Genomic DNA, 18,669 nt, shown 5'->3' with positions numbered 1-18,669 from the left:
CGGTCAGAAATGGATGAGGTAGTTGAGGGAGGGAACAAACGTGAAAAGGGCAACCCGGCGGAGTGAAAGCTGCCCGGCCGGGTTGATCATCAGGTCATAATAAAACGGATTCCGGCGACCGTAGGCGTTCACGGCCCCAAGCTCCACCCGGTGGCGGAACCGCCGACGCCCAAAATCGGCCTGAAGCGTTACGTCCAGTCGGTGGTTGGCTTCGGCTCGGAAGTTGCTGAAAGAAGTCCGAACCTGAACCAGCGGAGATTCGGTGCCGAACAATTGCTCCGTGGGCGTAACGACAATATCCGACTTGCCGAGTCCCAGATGTCCAAAACTGGGCACACCCGAAACCGGTACGGAAAACGGATTTCCGGAACTGTAGGTCCAGGCCGCCGACAACCGCAGCCGCGGCCCGAATGTGTAAAGCCCGACAATCGAAAGGCTGTGCCGACGGTCGTGGAGCGGGTAAAAGGCATTGCCGTTGTTGAGTTCGGGAAATTGCCAGCGGGTGATCGACCAGGTGTAGTTGAGCGATCCGGTCAGTCGTCCCGACCGCGACTGCAGGGTGGTTTCCAGGCCCGAAGCGTGGCCGTTGCCGGAGGTCACGTTGCGCTCCCAGCTGATCGCATCGTTGCGCACAGCACTGGTAATACCCAGAAAATCAGCCCCTTCGCGGTAACTGATTACGTGGTACATCCATTTCCGGTAGCCTTCGACGGTGAGTTGCCAGCGCGGATTAAAATCATGGATAAACCCCAGAACGACCTGCCGCGCCCGCTGCGGTTGAACCAGATCGGTGGCCGGCACCCACAAATCCGTCGGCAAACCGAGCCCCGTGTTCGACAGCAAATGGATGTACTGGTTCATATCGGAAAACGAACCGCGAAACGCCTGCTTTTCGGTCAGCTTTACGGCCACGGAAGCGCGGGGTTCGGCCCGTAGGAAGTTATTTTGCCGGATTCGGTAGTGCGTCACCCGCCCGCCCAGACTCAGTTTGATGCGGCTGCCGAGGTTCCACAGGTCTTCGGCGTAGGCCGAGGTTTCGACCGATTCGGATTTTTCCAAACCGGATTGATTGCCCAGCGACGACAGCGTAACGCGCTGAAAACCATTCAGGCGATAGGCCCGGCGGGTACTGATCAGCCCGAATTGCAGATGCTGGTTCGACGTCGGAAAATAATCGAAATCGGTTTTCAACGTCAGATCGGTGATGCCGTCGTAATACCGCCAGAGATCGGTCGTCTGCCCGGATGTCGGCTCGGCGGTACTGATGTTTTTTCGGTGGGTTTCGAAGTTGTAGGTACTGAAAACCAGCGACGTATTGCTGAATAACTTTTCAGAAAACAGGTGATTCCAGCGCAGATTACCGGTTTGATTCTGCCAGGTGAGCACATTCACCCAGCGTTGCGTCCGGGTCAGGCTGTCACCACCGCCGAAGTAATTCCGGCCAAAATAGCCGCTCAGGTAGAGTTTATTCCGACGGTCCAGGTCGACGTTCAGTTTCGCATTGATGTCGTAAAAGTTGGCTTTCCAGGTGGTTCCCGAATAATCCTCAATCACCGAAGCCACAAAATTGCCCAAAACCGTACTCAGATTGGAGCGCCGGGCCGCCAGCAGAAACGAAGCTTTTCCCGCGGCCAGTGGCCCTTCCAGCAGCAACCGGGATGCCACAATACCGGTTCCGACGGCCCCCCGCAGTTGTTGCCGGTTTCCCTCCCGCATGGTCATGTCCACCACCGACGACAGCCGACCGCCGTACCGCGCCGAAAAACCGCCTTTTTCTACTCTCACACTTTTCAGCGCATCGACGTTGAACGCCGAAAAGAAACCAAACAAGTGATTGGCGTTGTAAACCGGCGCTTCGTCCAGCAACAGCAGGTTCTGGTCGGCCCCGCCCCCACGGACATGCAGGCCCACCTGGCCGTTCAATCCCGGCTGAATACCGGCCACAAACTGGAGTGTTTTTAAGACGTCTTTTTCGCCCAGCAGCGCGGGTATGTTGCTGATCTGGAGGGCTGGCAAGGTTAGCTGGCCCGTTTGCGTCGAACTGAACGCCCGTTCACCGGTCGCATTGGTCAACACCACTTCATCCAGCAACGTATTGGGAATCAACGCGATGGCAAGAGACACGGAATTGGGCACAGGGATTCGCTGGTAGAATCGCCGGTAGCCGACCATCGAAACCACCAGCTCGACGGTGTCGCGTTCGGGAATGGTCAGGGCGAAAAAGCCGTAGCGGTTGGTGGTCGTCACGGTATTTCCGGCGTAAACCGTTGCGCCGTTCACCGTTTCCCGGCTGTCCTTTTCGTTCACAAAGCCGCTGATGGTAACCCGTCCGACCGCATCGCGCCCACTCCGCCGGACGCTGGAAGTTGGCGTTCCGGCTTCAATGGCATAACAGTCGTTGATTTTCCGAAACGTGAGGCCGGTTCCCGACAAGGCAGTCTGCAGCATCGATTCGGTAGTGGCTTTCCAGTTCACGGGTGCATTGATCCGAACGCCGTTCAGCAAGCCATCGTCGTATAAAAAATAGGTCCCCCGTTTCTGATTCAGGGTTTGCAGGAACTCTTTCAAGGCCATTGGCGACTGCCCACGCGCCAGGGTTCCGGTTAGTAAAAACCAGATCAGCCAGCCGGTTTTCCAGCCCTGGCCGGTTTTTTCGGAGCACAACAACCGCTTCATCGGACGCATTACCGGGTCAATACGTATGACTTGCCCTCGTGACTCACCTTCAAGTGGTGGTAGCTGGCCAGCGTATTCACCACTTTCTCCGGATCTCTCAAGGGCAAGATACCGGTGAAGCGACGGTTGCTGACATCGGCGGAATTAAAGCGAATCTGAATACCAAACTGTTCTTCTACCTGACGAACAGCCTCGGGCAGGGTGGCACCCTCGAAAACGAACTGGTTGCGGAGCCAGGCGTTATACCGCTCCGGGGGCACGTTGCGCCGGATTAGCGTACCGGTGGCGTCCAGTTCGGCCAACTGCCCCGGCTCCAGGGTCAAAGTCGCTCCGTCGGCGGGTCCGCCAACCCGAACCCGGCCGCGATTCAGGACCACGCGATTGAGCCCGGCGCGGTGGGTCATCGTAAATTCGGTACCCAGTACCTGCACCGTGAACGAATCGCCGGTGATGACCCGAAACGGTTTTTCGGTTTCCAGATGGCGAACGGCGAAAAATCCTTCGCCGTCCAGCGTCACATCGCGACTATCGCCAGTAGTCCAGTTGCGTCGGTGCTGAAGTTTGGAATGGCTGTTGAGGGTCACGGTCGACCCATCGGGCAGCGAAACGGTTTTCTGCTGACCATAGTCGGTCTGGTACGAAATGGTTTGATTCTGCCAGAACCAGTAACCGCCCAGGCCACCCACCAGCAGCAACGAAGCGGCCACCGCCCACCAGCCCGTCCGGAAGCCGGTACGCTGCGGTTGCCAGTCGATCACCTCCGGCGTCGGTTGCTGCTTGGTGATGAGCATTTGCAGTTCGCTGAACGATTCTTCGAGGCCCGGTTTCTGGCCACTGAGCAGATCGTAGATGCGTTCGGCCTCCCGGAATTCCGGCAGATTGGCGGGTTGCCCGCTTTGCCAGTGCGTCCAGAAAGCGATTGCCCCGGAATCCGTCCCCCGGCGATAAGCCACGAAGCTGTCATCCATCAAAAAGTCATCGGCCGTGTAGTGATCAAACTTCATGAATCAGGTCAATTACCGGAAAGAGGACCGGTTTTAGTAATGTTCTGGTCAATAGTACGGTAAAGGGACACAATCTCACAGAAAAAATACCGCAAATAGTAGCCACCACATGGGAATCGGCGTACTTTTTTCTTTCTGGTTCATCGTCTGCCGCAGGATTTTTAGAGCCGATGAGAGGGTGTTATAGACGGTATTGATGTGCATTCCGGTGGCCTCCGCAATTTCTTCGTTGCCTTGATTCCGGAAAAACCGCAATTCAATGAGTTGACGCTGGCGGGGTGTCAGTTGTTCGAGCGCCCGGCGAAGCTGGCTGCGGACCTGCTCCTGCTCCTGGGCCCGCACAAGTACCTCTTCATAGGACGCTTCGCTGACCGTCTCCATTCCGGTCAGTTCGGCAAAGCGCTCATCCCGGTTTTGCTCTTTCAGCAGCTTCCGGCGCAGACCGGTAATGAGATACGACCGGATGTTGAGTACAACCGGCAGCTTCTCTGCCCGTTCCCAAAGCTCGGCATACAGTTGGTTGATGGCATCTTTGGCCACCGTTGGCGTAAAGCCAAAATAGATCCCGAAGTTCAGCAAATCAGGGTAAGTCAACCGGTATAAATCGCTTAAAGAGGCTGAATCGCGCTTTTTCAGACCTTCCCAAAGTGACTGGGGGATTTCCGGCACAGCGTGGGGCATACGATTGGGTGGTGTTTAGAGCAAAGGTTGTGGAGGTAACCGCCTGATTGACAAAAATGTTACTTCCTTTTTTTCCAAACGGTGGGACGAAAGGTATAAAAAAATCGAAAAAGTTTTGTGAGATCCGGTCGAAGCCGCGCACTATATCCCGACGGCCACCCCATCGCGGAGTGAACCCGCTTATTCATCACCAACAATCAATTATTTACCGTATGAAATCCAACCCATTTAAGTTTCAAAATGTAAACCGCATCAAATTCGCGGTCATCGTTCTCCTGAGTTCGACCCTTTTCAGCCTCACGTCCTGTGACAAGGATGATACGACGGACGAACCAGCTGCGCAAACCATTACCGATATTGTCGTTGCCGGTGCGGATTTTACGCTGCTGGAAGCCGCGGTGGTCCGGGCGGGCCTGGCCGAAGCTCTGAAAACCGGAACCTTAACCGTGTTTGCCCCCACGGATGCGGCCTTTAAAGCCGCCGGTTTTGCGGATGCTGCCGCCATCAATGCCGCTCCCGTGGCCACCTTGCAATCCATTTTGCAGTATCACGTTGTGGGTCGGCGCATCGCTGCCGCCGATATTCCAACGGCGGCCAACACCATGGTGCAGACGCTGAGCAACGGCAATGTGTACGTAACGAAAGACGCTTCCGGCGTTTCGGTGAATGGCGCCCGGGTGACGCAGGCTGACGTTTCGGCCGCCAATGGCGTGATTCACGTCATCAACAAAGTATTGATTCCGCCGACGCAGAACATTGTTCAGATCGCCCAGGGCAATCCGAACCTGAGTCTGCTGGTGGCCGCCGTTACCCGCGGTGGGGCACCGGTGCTCGATGCGCTGACGGCCGCTGGCCCGCTGACGGTGCTGGCACCCACCAATGCGGCTTTTCAGGCCGCCGGTTTTGCGGATGTAGCCGCCATCAATGCCGCTCCCGTGGCCACTCTGACCAGCGTGCTGACGTACCACGCCATCCCCGCCCGGGCTTTCTCGACTAACCTGACCAATGGCGCTACGATCACAACGGCGCAGGGCGGAACGATCACCAGCAACGTATCGGCAACCGGTGTTAGTTTCCTTGGAAAAGGCAACGGCAACCAGGTAGCCAACGTCACGAGTGCGGATATTGTAGCGACCAACGGCGTCGTACACGTTATCGACCGGGTTCTGCTACCCTAAGGTAGCCGAATCCTATATGGGGAATGCTTAGCGGACAGCCGGGTTTCTGGCTGTCCGCTTTTGTGTTAATTAAGGAGGGCGTCGTTAACCCGTTTTTCCTGATCGCTCGCGTTCCAGTTTGCCGATAAGCTGGGCGTATTTCGTAGCGATGCTCAGAAAGCCTTTGTCGTTCGGGTGAAACTCATCGTACCAGTATTTCAATTGCGCCGTGGCTGGGCGCATGGTCCCGCGCAAGTCCATGTAGGTTACGTTATCGTATTGACTGGCAGCCCGTTGCAGTCGCTCATTGAACGCATCGACCATGTACCGAACCAGGTTTTGTTGGTCAGCCGGGTCCGTCACACCGCGCTCGGTGAGGCATTTGGCCATCTGACCCGGTTTGCCGGACTGCGTTTCCTCAACGGCCGGTATCAGGTAATCGTAGCCGTGAACCAGTACCTGCACGCGGGCATTCTGCAACCGGATCAGGCGAAAAAGCCGTTGAAAATCCTTCTCCAGTTCGTCCAGCGCGGTAGTGAATTCGTCCGTCAGATACCGCTGCGGAATCGGCAGGCTTCCCTCCCGGGTTGCGCGGATATAGGTCGGAAAATCTTCACCAAAAACGTGCGTTCCTCCGCCACTCAACAGAAAATACCGCGGACTGACCTGGGCGATGGTTTCCAGAAATTTCGATTTTTCGATGTAGTTTTTCAACGATTTACCCACCGCCGACGTGCAGTTCACGGTATAAACCCGCGCCAGATAATCGACAATATCGCTCAATAACGGATACTGAAACCACGAATCGCCCCCGGCCACCAGCCGAACCCGGTCCGGGTATTTCAGAAGATTCTGCTTATACTGGCGGTTTCGGACCTGGTACGCAATCTGGTCACTGACCAGCGTTTTCAAGTCGCCCCACAGTCCGCGCTGCTCCTCGCCCGTCACCTCCAGGTCCTCCCGAAGCGCCAGCGTTGCATCGATCGGGTCGGGCCGGAAATAAAGCCCCAGGGCAAAATCAGCCATCGGATTCGCTTCCGAAACGCCATCCACCACCACCGGTTCCAGCATGCGGTTCAGTTCGCTCAGATCGACTTTGTTATACAGCGGATTCGGAATCCGGAGCGTAACGGTTTGCGTACTCCAGTCCGGAAACTCCTCCTCGTCTTCGGATGTGTCGAAGGCCGAAGCCCGGTTTTCGTCCGACGCCGGTTTTTCATCCAGCGTGTGGGGCGACGGCAACACGTCCAGTTCCAGCATCGTCAGCGTCGATTCAGAAAGGGGATCGACCGAAACGATGACCTTGAAATATTCCGTCACTTCCGGCCAGTTGTATTGCCGCACGGGTTCTTCCAGGGTAAACCGCACGGTGTCCAACCGACCCGTCAGCGACTTTCGACTCGGCAAGCCCAGTACTTCCGATTTTCCCGGTTCGAGCCGGTAATTGCCCACCTGTAGACGGTCGTTGATCGGCAGGAAACTCTTTGTTGCCATAAAATCCCGCGACAGGTACAAAACCGTGCAGTACAGAACCTGAGCCGTTGGATTGGTCAGCTCAATTTTCACTTTATTGGCCCAAACGGTTTTGCCGGTGGGTGATTTGCTTTCGCGCAACGGTATGGTTACAGCCGCCGGATGTGCGGTCTTCAGCATGACGGTTTCGCCTTCTTCCGGCGTTACCGAAAGGGCCAGAATCGGCTCCGTCGTTTCAGGATTCCGGAGTGCTTTTAGGTATTGCCAGGCCGCCAGGTGCCGCAAGACGGTGGTCAGTTGGTCATACGCCAGCTCCAGATTGTCAGCCGGGACGGTTCGGATCAGCGGACGGCTTTCATCGGTCGGGCGCGAAAAATAGATCAACCCGTTGCGGACGTGCAGGGTGTAATCCGCGTTCTCTTCCACTTCTTCGGGTATAAAAAAAGCCCCGGCTTTTTCGGTCAGCGTTTTAATCAGCAACGCCTGTTCGGCCACATCGCCATTGTGGTTGATGAAATGGAGTTTGATGGGCTCGCTGAGCAGCCCTTCGACCTCGGCCCGGTACGCTTTGCCCGGGTCGAGTCCGGCTTCGCGTTCGGCCGGTATTTTCAACAACGTATAATCAGCCCCCACTTTTAGCGGGGTGACCGCAAAAGCCGGTTGGCCGTTTTCATCCAGCAACTGAATGGTTTTGGTGGTGCGCCCGACGCCGTGAATGGCCCCGACATCGAGCATCCATTGCCGTTTGGTGGGGTTGAAGGTGATTTCGGCAAGGGCGGTTTGGGAATCGACCGGGCGATTCAGAAAACCGGTCAACAGCAACTGGCCGGAGGAGTCGCCCGCGGCCGAAATCCGGGGGCGTTGCTCGTAGGCAAACCGCATGTATTGCCGAACGCGGTTGTGCAGGGCCTGATACGAAATGGCGCTGTTGGCAGCTTTCAAAACCGCCACCAGATTTTTGGTAAAAACGCCTTCCTTGTTTTCCCGGTCTTCCACGGCCGCTTCGTCCGACTCACAGGCCGCCAGCTGAATATGGGTTCCCAGCGGGATCAGCTCATCCAGTCCTTTTTGCCGAAAATCATCTTCGGTAAACTGATCACTAAAAATAAATCCATCATAGGGCCGCATCGGAGCCGATTGCGACAACCGCCGTTCCTGCATATTCTGCCCTTCGGGCGTGGCCGACAGCAAATCGAAAAACCGGGTATTATCGCCCGAATGACAGCAGTCAAAAATCGTGACTACATGCGCGCCGGTTTGGCTGAGTTCGGCAATCAAAAACCGCAACTCCTTGTCGGCCAGCAGATACTCCCAGGTATTTGCGGACTCACCGTCGAAACAGACGATGCTTTCCAGCTTGCCATCGGTTTCGGTCGGCCAGAGCGTCGGGTCGGCGGCTTCCTGGGCACCGTGTCCCGCAAAATAAAACAAGGCGGTATCGGTCGGCCCGGCTTGTTTCAGGTGATTCCTGAACCCATCGACGACGGCGGTTTTGGTGGCTTCGTGGTCGCTGAGGTGGCGTGAATGCCGTTCAAAATCGGTCAGACTGGTTAGGTACTGTTCGATGGTTGCCGCATCCTGCACGGCGCCGTTCAGCTTCCGGACCTGCTGGTAGGCGTTGATACCGACGACAAAGGAATAAAGTTTCGGTTTGGCTGACAGGTCAGCGGAAACAGGGCTTGACGGATTCATTTTCAGGGTTTGGAGGAATTGGGGTGCAAGCTGGCCATAAGCCATTGATCGCTAGAAATATAGGAAATTAATTACAATTTCACCTATTTTCCGTTACGCCCACCCGTTCACACCATTCCACTACCGGACACGTCGAGCAATGCGGCAGTTTGCCGGTGCAAATGTGCTTTCCAAACGGCATGAGCAGCCGGTTGATGTCGATCCATTGCGCCACGGGCACTTTTTCTTCCAGCACCTTCAGCGTCTGTTCCGGTTCGCGGGTCTGAACGAAACCCCAGCGGTTGGTAACCCGGTGAACGTGAATATCGACGCTGATGGCCGCCTGCCCGGTTGCCACGCCCAACGTCAGATTGGCGCATTTGGGGCCGACGCCTTTGAACGAGGTGAGGGTTTCGAAATCGGCGGGAACCTGCCCGTTGAACTCTTCCACCGTACGCTTGGCAATTCCCAGCATGGTATACGCCTTCTGTTCAGGGTATTGCGTCCCGTATAACAATTTCGCCAAAGCCGCCGGATCGAGTTTCAGCAGTTGTTCGGGCGTTCGGGCGACGGCAAAAAGTCGCAATGAAACCGGAATGGTGGTTTCGTCCAGGGTCCGGATGGAGATAATGCATGCGATGAGTTGTTCGAACACACTGCTGTAACCCCGCTCGAAGAGGTCGAACATGGCGGCTTTCGGATACGGACGAATAGCGTCCCCGATGCGGTTGAGAACCAGCGTTAAATCAAAATTGGGCTTCACGTTCTCTTTAACCCAAAAAAAGCCGGGTGGTTTATGGTTTCCACGAAGAGTTCGCAGAGATTTACAGGAAAATGGCTGCAAACGCTATCAACCCATTCTGATCTTTATCAAAACCGTTATGCGAACCATCGTTTTATTAGTCTTTTCCAATATTTTCATGACCACCGCCTGGTACTGGCACCTGCGGTACAAAGGCGAATCGCTGTGGAAAGTGATCCTGATTAGCTGGCTCATTGCGTTTGTGGAATACTGCCTCGCTGTTCCGGCCAACCGCATCGGATCGTATCAGTTCAGTGCGTTTGAACTCAAAACCATTCAGGAAGTGGTGAGTCTGCTGGTTTTTGTCGCCTTTGCGGTTTTGTATCTGAAAGAAGAAATCAAGTGGAACTACATCGTCGGCTTTGCGCTGATTGTGCTGGCGGTATTTTTTGTATTCAAGAAGTGGTAGTTACCGGGCAAACCGGGCTAGTAGACTTTGCCGACCCGTTCCTTTGGTAGTTGATCAATCCGTATTCTATCGAATGTATGACAACACGACGAGATTTTTTGAAAGCGACCGGCAGTCTGGCGGTCGGTGCGCTTTTAGTTCCCACCCAAGGCGAAGCCGCCAAAGTGAAAAATGTCGGTATTCAACTGTATACCGTCCGCAAGGAAATGCTGGCCGACGCCGTGGGAACGTTGAAACAACTGGCGAAGATTGGGTATAAAGAACTCGAATCGGCCCGCAGCGATAAAGGTAACTTTTACGGTTTGAAGCCAGCCGAGATCAAAAAAGTCGCCAAAGACCTCGGCATGAACGTCCGCAGTGGTCACGTTCACATCGATAAAGACTGGAAAAAGTCGGTGGATATGGCCGCCGAAGCCGGGCAGACTTACCTGGTGTGCTCGTCATTGCCGACCGAAGGGCAAACCGTTGCCAACTACCAGCGTTGCGCCGACACGTTTTCGAAGGCCGCCGAAGACTGCAAAAAAGCCGGTCTGGTGTTCGGCTACCACAACCACGATTACGAGTTTGAGAAGAAAGACGGAAAACCGCTGTATGACATTCTGGTCGAGAAATCGGACCCGAATCTGGTCAAAATGGAGATGGATCTGGGTTGGGTGATCGTGACGGGCAACGACCCGCTGAAGTATTTCGCCAAGTATCCGGGCCGTTTCCCGCTCTGGCACCTGAAAGACATGGATAAGGTCAAAAAGGAAAGCACCGAGTTTGGAAAAGGGCAGATCGACATTGTGAAAATGCTGAAAAACATCGACAAATCCGGGATGAAATACTTCTTCGTCGAGCAGGAAGAATACCCGAAAACCGCCCTAGAAAGCGCCACGTATGATTACAACTATCTGGCGAAGCTGACGTATTGATTGCAACCCAGTCAGCGACGGGCCGTTGCTGACTGGGTTTTCTACCCATTTTTCCTGCAAGAATATTCCTCCTTCAAATTGTCGCCCGACTCTGGCAACTGGAATCTCTATAATTACCAGTACGCCCGATGAAGCTCACTTGCTGTTCCTGAAATAGCAATTTAGGTTATAAATTATAATGTTACCAATAATTTATATAACAAAACATAAAAATCTTTTTCATTACTTGCTTGCATCACTGGTTCTTCTTGTCTTATAATTGCTTGCACATCATAAAATTTATTCAGTATGATCAAGTATTTACGAAGCAGGATTGCGTTCCGATTCGTGGCTCTTACCCTGACTTTTCTTATTACAATCGGGGCCACGAGCCTAAAAAAGGGCGAACCCAGAAATATAGAACGAGACCCGGTTTTCCGGTCGGAGAAAATACCGGCTTTTACGGCACCGCGACCATCTACCCCGAAGCTAAACCGGACGTTCGATAATGACCCGATCCGCTTTCGTATGCAATCCAATCGAACGAAAACCGCAGTAGGGCAACCCGTTGAACTAACGATTACCGCTCAGTATTTCAATCTCTCGCCAGCCCTGCTATATACTTTTGCCAGTTCCAATAGCTTCCGGCTGAAGCTGATCCTGCCCGAAGGGTTTGTCCGCACGGGGGGCGATTATGCTGATTTAATCAGTACCGAACTTTCACCCACCCGGTCATTCGTTCGGTATACCGTAACCGGGTATTTTACACAAGCCGGGTCTGAAACCACTTTTCGGCTCTTGCGCAGCCATGCGAATGCCGACCAGACGAGTCTTTTCGTTGAAAAGGCACGGCTTTCCCTGACGGTCGTCAATTCGGCCGAACTGGTCAGTAACCGTCAGGCTCGGGAAGGGGCCGCTAGCTGTACCTCGTTTGGGGAAATCTGTTCCGGCAATCAATTCGAAGTGCGTTACCAGACCATTTCGGTAGCTACCGAAGGCGATTATCCCATGGCGGTTTCTTACCGGTCGCATGAGAAAGCGGTTAACGGGTTTATCCGGGTCAATAACCGGGCGGCTCAGCCTGTCGCATTCCCGATGACAACCACATTTCAAAATCAGGCCGTAGGCACGGTTCATCTCCAGGCCGGGAACAATTCCATTGGATTGAGTACCGGACCGGCGGGGGGCTATATCTGTTTCAATTCCATCTGTCTGGACGGAGCCAGTACTTCCGGAGCAGGGAATCCTACCCCACCCGCCAGCAATCCATCGGGCGGGAATTATGATGGCAATTTCGAGGGAGCAAACTGCGATAACATCTGGGGGTGGGTCTACGACCGAAATAACCCGAATGCGCCGGTCACCATCGAGGTGCTGGCCAATGGTCAGGTCATTGGCAGCATTTCGGCTGCAGAATATCGGCCGGATTTGCAAAATGCGGGCAAAGGCAATGGGCAGCACAGTTTCAACTTTACGCCCCCGGCATCGATGAAGAACAATCAGAATCAGTCGATTAGCGTGCGGGTGCAGGGCAGTGGTTATACGCTGGTGAATGGTCCTAAAACGATCCAATGTGCGGGCAGTGGAAATTCTGGTGGGAACGGCATCTCCACCCACCAATCCGGGAACAACCACGCCCCCACCAACCAGCAACGCTTCGAATGGCAATTACGAGGGCTACTTTGATGGAGCCGACTGCAACAATCTGTGGGGCTGGGTTTATGATCGTAATAATCCCAACGCACCAGTCACCGTTGAAGTAATAGCTAACAATCAGGTGATCAGTAGCTTTACAGCCGCGGAGTATCGACCGGATTTGCAAAATGCGGGCAAAGGCAATGGGCAGCACGGTTTCAACTTTGCGCCCCCGGCTTCGATGAAGAACGGGCAAAGTCAGTCAATTAGTTTGCGAGTGCAGGGCAGTGGTTATACGCTGGTGAATGGACCTAAGACCATTCAGTGTGCGGGGAGTGGCAGTAGTGGGGGAACGGGCAGCAATCCGGGGACAGGAACACCTTCAACGGGTAGTTGTTCCGTAGGAAATCCAAAGGGAAATTTGGATGTTGCTACTATGTATTCAGTAGGTGGTTGGGCACTTGATGAAAATAATCTGAATAAGACAGTGCTGGTCGAGATTTTTGTAAATGGGGCCAAATTAGCCACCGTGGAAGCCAATGAAGACCGGCCAGACTTAGTTGGGGCCTTTGGCAATAATCCCGCAGCTCGGTACCATGGATTTAGGGCGGAGTTTGGTATTTCAGGTTATGGAAGTGGAATCGGCAATGTCACCACACGAATTTGTGGTTCAACTACCGATTTGCCTGCAACCGTCACCACTCAAGTCAATTTCGAGTCAGCCTTCGTCTTGTTCCCATTCCCCATTACTATTGATGGCGGTACGCTACCCGTCGTTGTAATTGTTAGAGCGCAAAAAGGCAAAGCTAGTGATGAAGATACAGGTAATGGGAATGACAATGACGATAGCCCTAAAATAAACCTGGGTGGAGGATACTCAGTTGGGGGAAGTGGTAGTGGTTCAGGCAATAATCCCGATGCTTTGACGAAAGTATGTTCTTACACAATGACCATTGGCGATCAACAGAAATACCCAAAATTCACTGAGTTGGTTCGTAATCTACCTACTTTTGTACAGAATAATCCTAAAGTTCTCAAAGCTTTAGTAGACTGGACAGGCTTCTCAGCCGATAAAGTAAGAGAGCTTTTAACATTTGGAAAGGGTCCAATTGTTAAAGTAATGGATTTAAGAAGTATAAAAGGACCAGATGTCTATGGTCATTGCTTATGCCCAGGAGTGCCCCAAACACAGATTGAAATAGAAGTTGCATTTGTTAATGGGCTAGAAAATGCTTATTTTCAGAGTACTCAGGAGGCAACGGCGTTTTTATTGACAGTAGTTCTATTGCATGAATTTGTGCACTGGGGTGCTATGACAAATGGGATAAAAGAATATCCTATGGAATTTGGTAACGAGTTCGAAAAACAGGCTTTTAATCTTAGAGTAACAAAAAATAATGCTGGCAAGTATTATTACGAATACATAAAGAAATAATCACAAGTCAGTTCACTCATGAAACAGTCAATGCTTCCCATCTCTCTATTTGTTATTGTGCTCTCATTTCAATTTTGGTGTAGCTCATGCCAAACGAGAGATCAAAAAGATAGCTTGAATTTTTCAAGGAATGATACTATTTCGGTTATTCAAACTGCCCTTGAAGATGCAAAACTCGATTCAATCTTTAAAATGGCTTTTCCTGGTAAGGAACTTAAGTTAGTACGTAATAATTATGTCAAATCAGACTACAAAGTGATCTACCGAGGTAAGCAGACGCTAATTGTAAATTATGATTCTTCTTACTATTACCCATCCAATGATCCAAAAGCGGCTCGATTTTTTGGAGTTGTCAATCTATTTAAGAGAATTTCAAAGGATCAGGCTAAAGTTGTTTTATTATTTCATGGGATAGGAGTTGTAGCCGACTTCCATGTTGATAGAGTAGATGAAAAATGGCAGATAAGCAAACGCGTATTGGGTCGGTTTTAATACTACCAGTCATAGGGTCAGGGTCCATTCTAAATTTCTGTAATTTTCATAAAAAATGCTAGCAATAATGAATAAGTACTGGTTGTTACGCCGACATCGTAAAGGATAGATTATTATCAAAAAGCTGTTTTATAAAAATTTAATACAGGTTGAATGTTTAGCCTTTTGAGGAATATTTTACTGATTTGCTCCGCTTTTTCCTGGCGTTCTTGTCAGGAAAAAGCGCGTACTGAAAAGATGATTCTTTCTCAAAAGGACACTATTGCGATTATCGAAACTGCACTGGCAGATCATGAATTGAATTCTATCTTGTATGGCTCCTTTCCTGGAAAGAACATGAAAATAGTTAGTAATGAATTTGTAAAACCTGGTTATAAGATTACTTTTAATGGTAAACATGTTCCGATCGTCAACTATGATTCAACTCTCCACAATCCAACTTTTTACCCTATTCCAGCTCGTTTTTTCGGAGAAGTCTTTTATTTCAAAACACAATCAGATCAACAAATTAATATTTATTTGTTATATCGTGGTACCGGCTTAACTACTGATTTTAGTATTAAAAAAATAAATAATAAATGGCAGGTAACCAAGCGAATATTTGGGAAAATTTAACAAATTTATAGGAAGCAATAAGTAATACATTAGTTCAACAAAGTGAGTTTATAAATAAACTCACTTTGTTGAACTAATGTATTACTTATTGCTTGTGCTAAAAAAAGCACAGAGCAATTGGAAAATTCTCAAGAGGCCACTATTTCGGTTGAACCGGGATAATGCGGTTTCCCAAACTGGTTCTTTTAGGATACCGCCCAGGCCCGCGCTAACCAGATGTGAAAAATATCAAAAACCGGTTTCCTAAACTGGTTTCCTAAATCAACGTACACTATATTGAAAAAAGGTTAAGTTTAGTAAACTCCCCAATCTATGCTTTTTGGCTACGGAAGAGATTGAGCAGAGACCAGAATCTCGTGTTGTCGCTCGCGTGTCGCGAGTGAGCGCTATCCGCAAGGGCCTCCGGCCCGGGGTTGGCTTTAAGGAGTTCGCTACGGGCGGAGAGGAAAGAACGGGCCGCAGGCCCTTTGAATAAAAGTCACTCGCGACACGCGAGCGACAACGGTGTTTGTCCATTATGGACGCGATATAAATCAGCTAAGTAGGGAATTGGCTAACGGAGGACTTTTTGAATTTGGAAATGAATTTGAAAAAGCAGCCTTTGGAGTTGAAATTACCAGATCAAACGCCGGACAGTATAGCTATATATTCTATGAAAACAAATAATGAATATTTAACCAAGTTAATAGTTGCCCTTTTTACAGTAATTGGTATATCATTGGGAATCCTATCTTGTGACTCTTCCAGTAAAAAAGAAAATTACCAGTTGAGCAGGCGGGATACTAATACCGTACTCCAAACGGTCATCAATGCGTATAAACCGAGATTTAATAAAACGTATGTTGGGCAGCCCATGCGAATACTCCCAAACCGCTATATTAAGCCAGGGACACGACTCCATATCAATGGGTATGCAGTGACTTATTCAGAGGTTGATTCTTCCAAATTGGCCCCGAGGTATTCCAACCCCCTCTTCTTTGCCACCATTGACGAACTCCGTTTTGATACAGACAGCACTGCCTATCTCGACATTAGTTTTCGTCATGTTGGGGACGGAGGTGAATTCTGGCTAATCAGGAAACCCAAAAAAGGATGGATTGTCATCAAAAACCAATTTTATCAAATATAAATTGGGGTAAATACTAAATCCCTATTTGTTTGGTATACTGTTTTCCACCCGGAAGGGCCTCCGGCCCGGGGTTGGTTTTAAAGAGTTCGCTATGGGCGGAGAGAAAAGAACGGGCCGCAGGCCCTTTGAATAAAAGTCACTCGCGACACGTGAGCGACAACGGAGAATTTAAAAAGTACTCAACAGGCAACGGCTTTTTTATTGTCAGTCATTTTGTTGCATGAATTTGTACATTATGGTGCAAACACAAACGGTATTGGAGAATACCCTCAGGAATTTGGCGATGAATTTGAAAAGCAAGCATTTAAAGCATTTATCACTAAAGATAATGCTGGTAAATACTATTACGACTTTATGCAGAATTGAAGAACCAAACAGGTCAAGCAATGAAATCATTGATCTATAAATTTTTCTGGTTTACGATAGGGATCCTTTCCCCATTCTGCTGGTATTCGTGTCAGCAAAAGAAGCAGGCTAAAAAGGAAAGCTTCTCAAAACAAGATACCATTGCGGTTTGAATAACCGCAATGGAAGACCCGCAATTGGATTCGATATTCCATCTGGCTTTTCCGGGCCAGAATCTCAAATTGGTCAGCAATGAAATTGTGAAACCTACTTATAAGATCATGGTTCAAGGAAAATCGATACCCGTCGTCGACTACGATTCTACAACAAATGAGATTCGTTTCTTTTATCCTGGCCGTTTTTTTGGAAGTGTTATGATGTTTAAAAAACACAAGGAGCAAGAAGTTGACCTCTACCTTTTGTTTCGTGGCGCAGGCTTAACGGCCGATTTTAAAATCATTAAAACTGATGATCAATGGCAGGTAATAAACCGAGTGTTCGGAAAAGTGTGACTTAACATTACTGGCTATTTAATTCTGTGGGGATTATCCTGCAATTAATATTCACACCCTAGGGCGTCTTTTTGTTCCCATAAACAGAAATACAGGGCAGAACTATATTTTCAGGTTGAAAGAAGTACAAAAAATTGCGCATTTGCTAACAGCGGTCGTTAGTTCGGTTATTATCTCATGTAGTGACTCAAAAAAAAGAATATGCTTATCAACTGAATAATCAGGATACGACAATTATCCTTCAAACTGTAATTGATACTTATAAGCCGCGCTGGGCAGAAGGTTTCAAAGGTCAGCCTATGCGGATTTTACCAAACAAATACATTAAGCCCGGTACATCCATCATCATCAATTACCGAAAAGTAGCTTACTCAGAAGTAGACTCTTCAAAGATCGATTCAGTATTTTCTATCCCGAAGTTTTTTGCAACCATTGAAGAATTTCGGACACCAATGGATAGTTCAGCTTATGTTGACATTAGCTTTCGCGATATAGGCGACGAAGGGAAGTTCTGGCTAATCAGGAAACCCGGAAAGGGATGGATTATCATTAAAAAACAATTTTATAAAATTTAGGCGTACGTCATTCTATTATTCTTTTTTGATCTTTGTAGCACACTACATCCCTGCTAGTGTAGTGCGCTACAGAGATCAAAAATATTTTATGCGGTTCAACTATTGCCAATCACATGAACCCCTGCCTGATTCGAGTAAAATTAACTTACTGATTTTTCAATCTTAATCGTCTGAGTGAATATGACTAAACGTATTTTATTACCTCCCTTCATTTTTCTTGTGGCCTTAAGCCTTACCTCCTGCCATAGTGGAAGTAACGAAAAATTATCTGGTAATAGAAGCCTAACGATATTGGATACCAATACGGTTCTGGAAACTACAGTCAATGCATTTGATGATAATTTTGGAATAACTTTTGAAAATCAACCTCTAAGGGTACTTCCCAATAAATTTATCCAAGCTGATAAATACCTTATTATTAAACGAAAGCCTGTTAGGTTTGTGGAAGCAGATTCATCACAAATGGACCCGGTTTTTTCAAGGCCCTTATTTTATTTGACCCTATTCGACTTCAAGTTTTTAACAGACAGTACGGCAAAAGTTAGTATTGTATTCAGAGATGTTGGGGATGGAGGACGGTTCTTATTGTTACGTAATCCATCAAATCAATGGATAATTACTAGAAAATCCTTTTTTAAACTGTAGTTTAAAAAAAATGATCTAAGATCAACAAAGCGAGTTTATGAATATACTCGCTTTGTTGAATTAATGTCATTTCTGATCTTGCTTGTGCTAGAAAAATATATAGAGCAATTGAAAAGTTCTCGCGTGTCGCGAGTGAGCGCTATCCGCAAGGGCCTCCGGCCCGGGGTTGGCTTTGAGGAGTTCGCTATGGGCGGAGAGGAAAGAACGGGCCGCAGGCCCTTTGAATAAAAGTCACTCGCGACACGCGAGTGACAACGGAGCAGGAATGGTTGATTGTTTTGACATGTCAGGCAGCGTCGCAACGAATGGGTTAGTAGGTCCACCCGGTTTTTCAAAATCTAAATAATGAACGGCAAAGCGGATGTAATACTTCAAATGGGAGCAGCAATACCCAGCCTTATTGGCAAGTACCTGCTTCCCTTCCACTTTATATTGCCCTGTTGGTCAGCTAACTGAAGTTGAAATGATGTTTTCTGAACGGACTTGTTGACCCCAAACAGGCTGGTCATTTACATTAAGG

At 49.7% G+C, this 18,669-nt stretch carries 15 protein-coding genes and 1 pseudogene; 11 read left to right on the top strand and 5 right to left on the bottom strand.

Going from position 1 to position 18,669, the window contains the following annotated elements:
• Positions 1–3: 3 nt before the first annotated feature.
• The 3 genes from EHT87_RS02650 to EHT87_RS02640 form a co-directional block, all read right to left on the bottom strand.
• Entirely contained in the window at positions 4–2,676 is a 2,673-nt protein-coding gene (locus EHT87_RS02650) for a TonB-dependent receptor (protein ID WP_185716124.1), read from the bottom strand.
• Between the two features lie 8 nt (positions 2,677–2,684).
• Positions 2,685–3,680, bottom strand: a complete 996-nt coding sequence (locus EHT87_RS02645) for a FecR family protein (protein ID WP_124903560.1) — start codon at positions 3,678–3,680, stop codon at positions 2,685–2,687.
• A 75-nt stretch (positions 3,681–3,755) separates the two neighbouring features.
• Entirely contained in the window at positions 3,756–4,361 is a 606-nt protein-coding gene (locus EHT87_RS02640) for an RNA polymerase sigma factor (protein ID WP_124903558.1), read from the bottom strand.
• A 212-nt stretch (positions 4,362–4,573) separates the two neighbouring features.
• On the opposite strand from EHT87_RS02640, the gene EHT87_RS02635 reads away from it, so the two are divergent.
• Positions 4,574–5,539, top strand: coding sequence for a fasciclin domain-containing protein (locus tag EHT87_RS02635; protein WP_124903556.1), 966 nt, complete (start codon positions 4,574–4,576; stop codon positions 5,537–5,539).
• A gap of 84 nt (positions 5,540–5,623) precedes the next feature.
• On the opposite strand, the gene EHT87_RS02630 is transcribed toward EHT87_RS02635, so the two are convergent.
• Positions 5,624–8,683, bottom strand: a complete 3,060-nt coding sequence (locus tag EHT87_RS02630; RefSeq protein ID WP_185716123.1) for a caspase family protein — start codon at positions 8,681–8,683, stop codon at positions 5,624–5,626.
• Between the two features lie 79 nt (positions 8,684–8,762).
• Entirely contained in the window at positions 8,763–9,425 is a 663-nt protein-coding gene (locus tag EHT87_RS02625) for an endonuclease III domain-containing protein (protein ID WP_124903552.1), read from the bottom strand.
• Between the two features lie 118 nt (positions 9,426–9,543).
• Between EHT87_RS02625 and EHT87_RS02620 the strand changes: the two genes are divergently transcribed.
• The 10 genes and pseudogenes from EHT87_RS02620 to EHT87_RS02570 all read left to right on the top strand — a co-directional run bounded on the left by EHT87_RS02620 (position 9,544) and on the right by EHT87_RS02570 (position 18,149).
• Entirely contained in the window at positions 9,544–9,873 is a 330-nt protein-coding gene (locus tag EHT87_RS02620) for a DMT family protein (protein ID WP_124903550.1), read from the top strand.
• Positions 9,874–9,950: 77 nt separating this feature from the next.
• Positions 9,951–10,787, top strand: a complete 837-nt coding sequence (locus EHT87_RS02615) for a TIM barrel protein (protein ID WP_124903548.1) — start codon at positions 9,951–9,953, stop codon at positions 10,785–10,787.
• A 507-nt stretch (positions 10,788–11,294) separates the two neighbouring features.
• Positions 11,295–12,452, top strand: coding sequence for a carbohydrate-binding protein (locus EHT87_RS02610; RefSeq protein WP_185716122.1), 1,158 nt, complete (start codon positions 11,295–11,297; stop codon positions 12,450–12,452).
• On the top strand, positions 12,349–13,836 hold the full coding sequence (locus EHT87_RS02605; RefSeq protein WP_185716121.1) for a hypothetical protein: 1,488 nt from the start codon (positions 12,349–12,351) through the stop codon (positions 13,834–13,836). The genes EHT87_RS02610 and EHT87_RS02605 overlap by 104 nt, the downstream gene beginning before the upstream one ends.
• 18 nt (positions 13,837–13,854) lie before the next feature.
• Positions 13,855–14,328: a hypothetical protein gene (locus tag EHT87_RS02600; protein WP_124903542.1), complete on the top strand. Its 474-nt coding sequence runs from the start codon at positions 13,855–13,857 to the stop codon at positions 14,326–14,328.
• Positions 14,329–14,481: 153 nt separating this feature from the next.
• Positions 14,482–14,943, top strand: coding sequence for a hypothetical protein (locus EHT87_RS02595; protein ID WP_124903540.1), 462 nt, complete (start codon positions 14,482–14,484; stop codon positions 14,941–14,943).
• A 1,306-nt stretch (positions 14,944–16,249) separates the two neighbouring features.
• Positions 16,250–16,438 (top strand): annotated as a pseudogene (locus EHT87_RS02585) (hypothetical protein); the annotation flags it as partial.
• A 161-nt stretch (positions 16,439–16,599) separates the two neighbouring features.
• The gene (locus EHT87_RS02580; protein ID WP_124903534.1) at positions 16,600–16,929 is read left to right on the top strand and encodes a hypothetical protein; all 330 of its coding nucleotides are present in this window, start codon (positions 16,600–16,602) and stop codon (positions 16,927–16,929) included.
• Between the two features lie 182 nt (positions 16,930–17,111).
• Complete coding sequence (locus EHT87_RS02575; protein WP_124903532.1) at positions 17,112–17,504, top strand: hypothetical protein; 393 nt, start codon at positions 17,112–17,114, stop codon at positions 17,502–17,504.
• 180 nt (positions 17,505–17,684) lie between these two features.
• Complete coding sequence (locus EHT87_RS02570) at positions 17,685–18,149, top strand: hypothetical protein (RefSeq protein WP_124903530.1); 465 nt, start codon at positions 17,685–17,687, stop codon at positions 18,147–18,149.
• Positions 18,150–18,669 lie beyond the last annotated feature (520 nt).

This window comes from Larkinella knui, from assembly GCF_003858645.1.
GTDB classification, from domain to species: Bacteria; Bacteroidota; Bacteroidia; order Cytophagales; family Spirosomataceae; genus Larkinella; species Larkinella knui.
The sequence above is the reverse complement of the archived record's forward strand: the minus strand, read 5'-3'. Positions and strand labels throughout refer to the sequence as shown.

Coding starts and splice junctions, on each gene's coding strand:
- EHT87_RS02600 (WP_124903542.1), top strand. CDS start 13,855: ATGAAACAGTCAATGCTTCCCATCTCTCTATTTGTTATTGTGCTCTCA.
- EHT87_RS02650 (WP_185716124.1), bottom strand. CDS start 2,676: ATGAAGCGGTTGTTGTGCTCCGAAAAAACCGGCCAGGGCTGGAAAACC.
- EHT87_RS02595 (WP_124903540.1), top strand. CDS start 14,482: ATGTTTAGCCTTTTGAGGAATATTTTACTGATTTGCTCCGCTTTTTCC.
- EHT87_RS02640 (WP_124903558.1), bottom strand. CDS start 4,361: ATGCCCCACGCTGTGCCGGAAATCCCCCAGTCACTTTGGGAAGGTCTG.
- EHT87_RS02645 (WP_124903560.1), bottom strand. CDS start 3,680: ATGAAGTTTGATCACTACACGGCCGATGACTTTTTGATGGATGACAGC.
- EHT87_RS02635 (WP_124903556.1), top strand. CDS start 4,574: ATGAAATCCAACCCATTTAAGTTTCAAAATGTAAACCGCATCAAATTC.
- EHT87_RS02580 (WP_124903534.1), top strand. CDS start 16,600: ATGGAAGACCCGCAATTGGATTCGATATTCCATCTGGCTTTTCCGGGC.
- EHT87_RS02620 (WP_124903550.1), top strand. CDS start 9,544: ATGCGAACCATCGTTTTATTAGTCTTTTCCAATATTTTCATGACCACC.
- EHT87_RS02570 (WP_124903530.1), top strand. CDS start 17,685: ATGACTAAACGTATTTTATTACCTCCCTTCATTTTTCTTGTGGCCTTA.
- EHT87_RS02630 (WP_185716123.1), bottom strand. CDS start 8,683: ATGAATCCGTCAAGCCCTGTTTCCGCTGACCTGTCAGCCAAACCGAAA.
- EHT87_RS02615 (WP_124903548.1), top strand. CDS start 9,951: ATGACAACACGACGAGATTTTTTGAAAGCGACCGGCAGTCTGGCGGTC.
- EHT87_RS02610 (WP_185716122.1), top strand. CDS start 11,295: ATGCAATCCAATCGAACGAAAACCGCAGTAGGGCAACCCGTTGAACTA.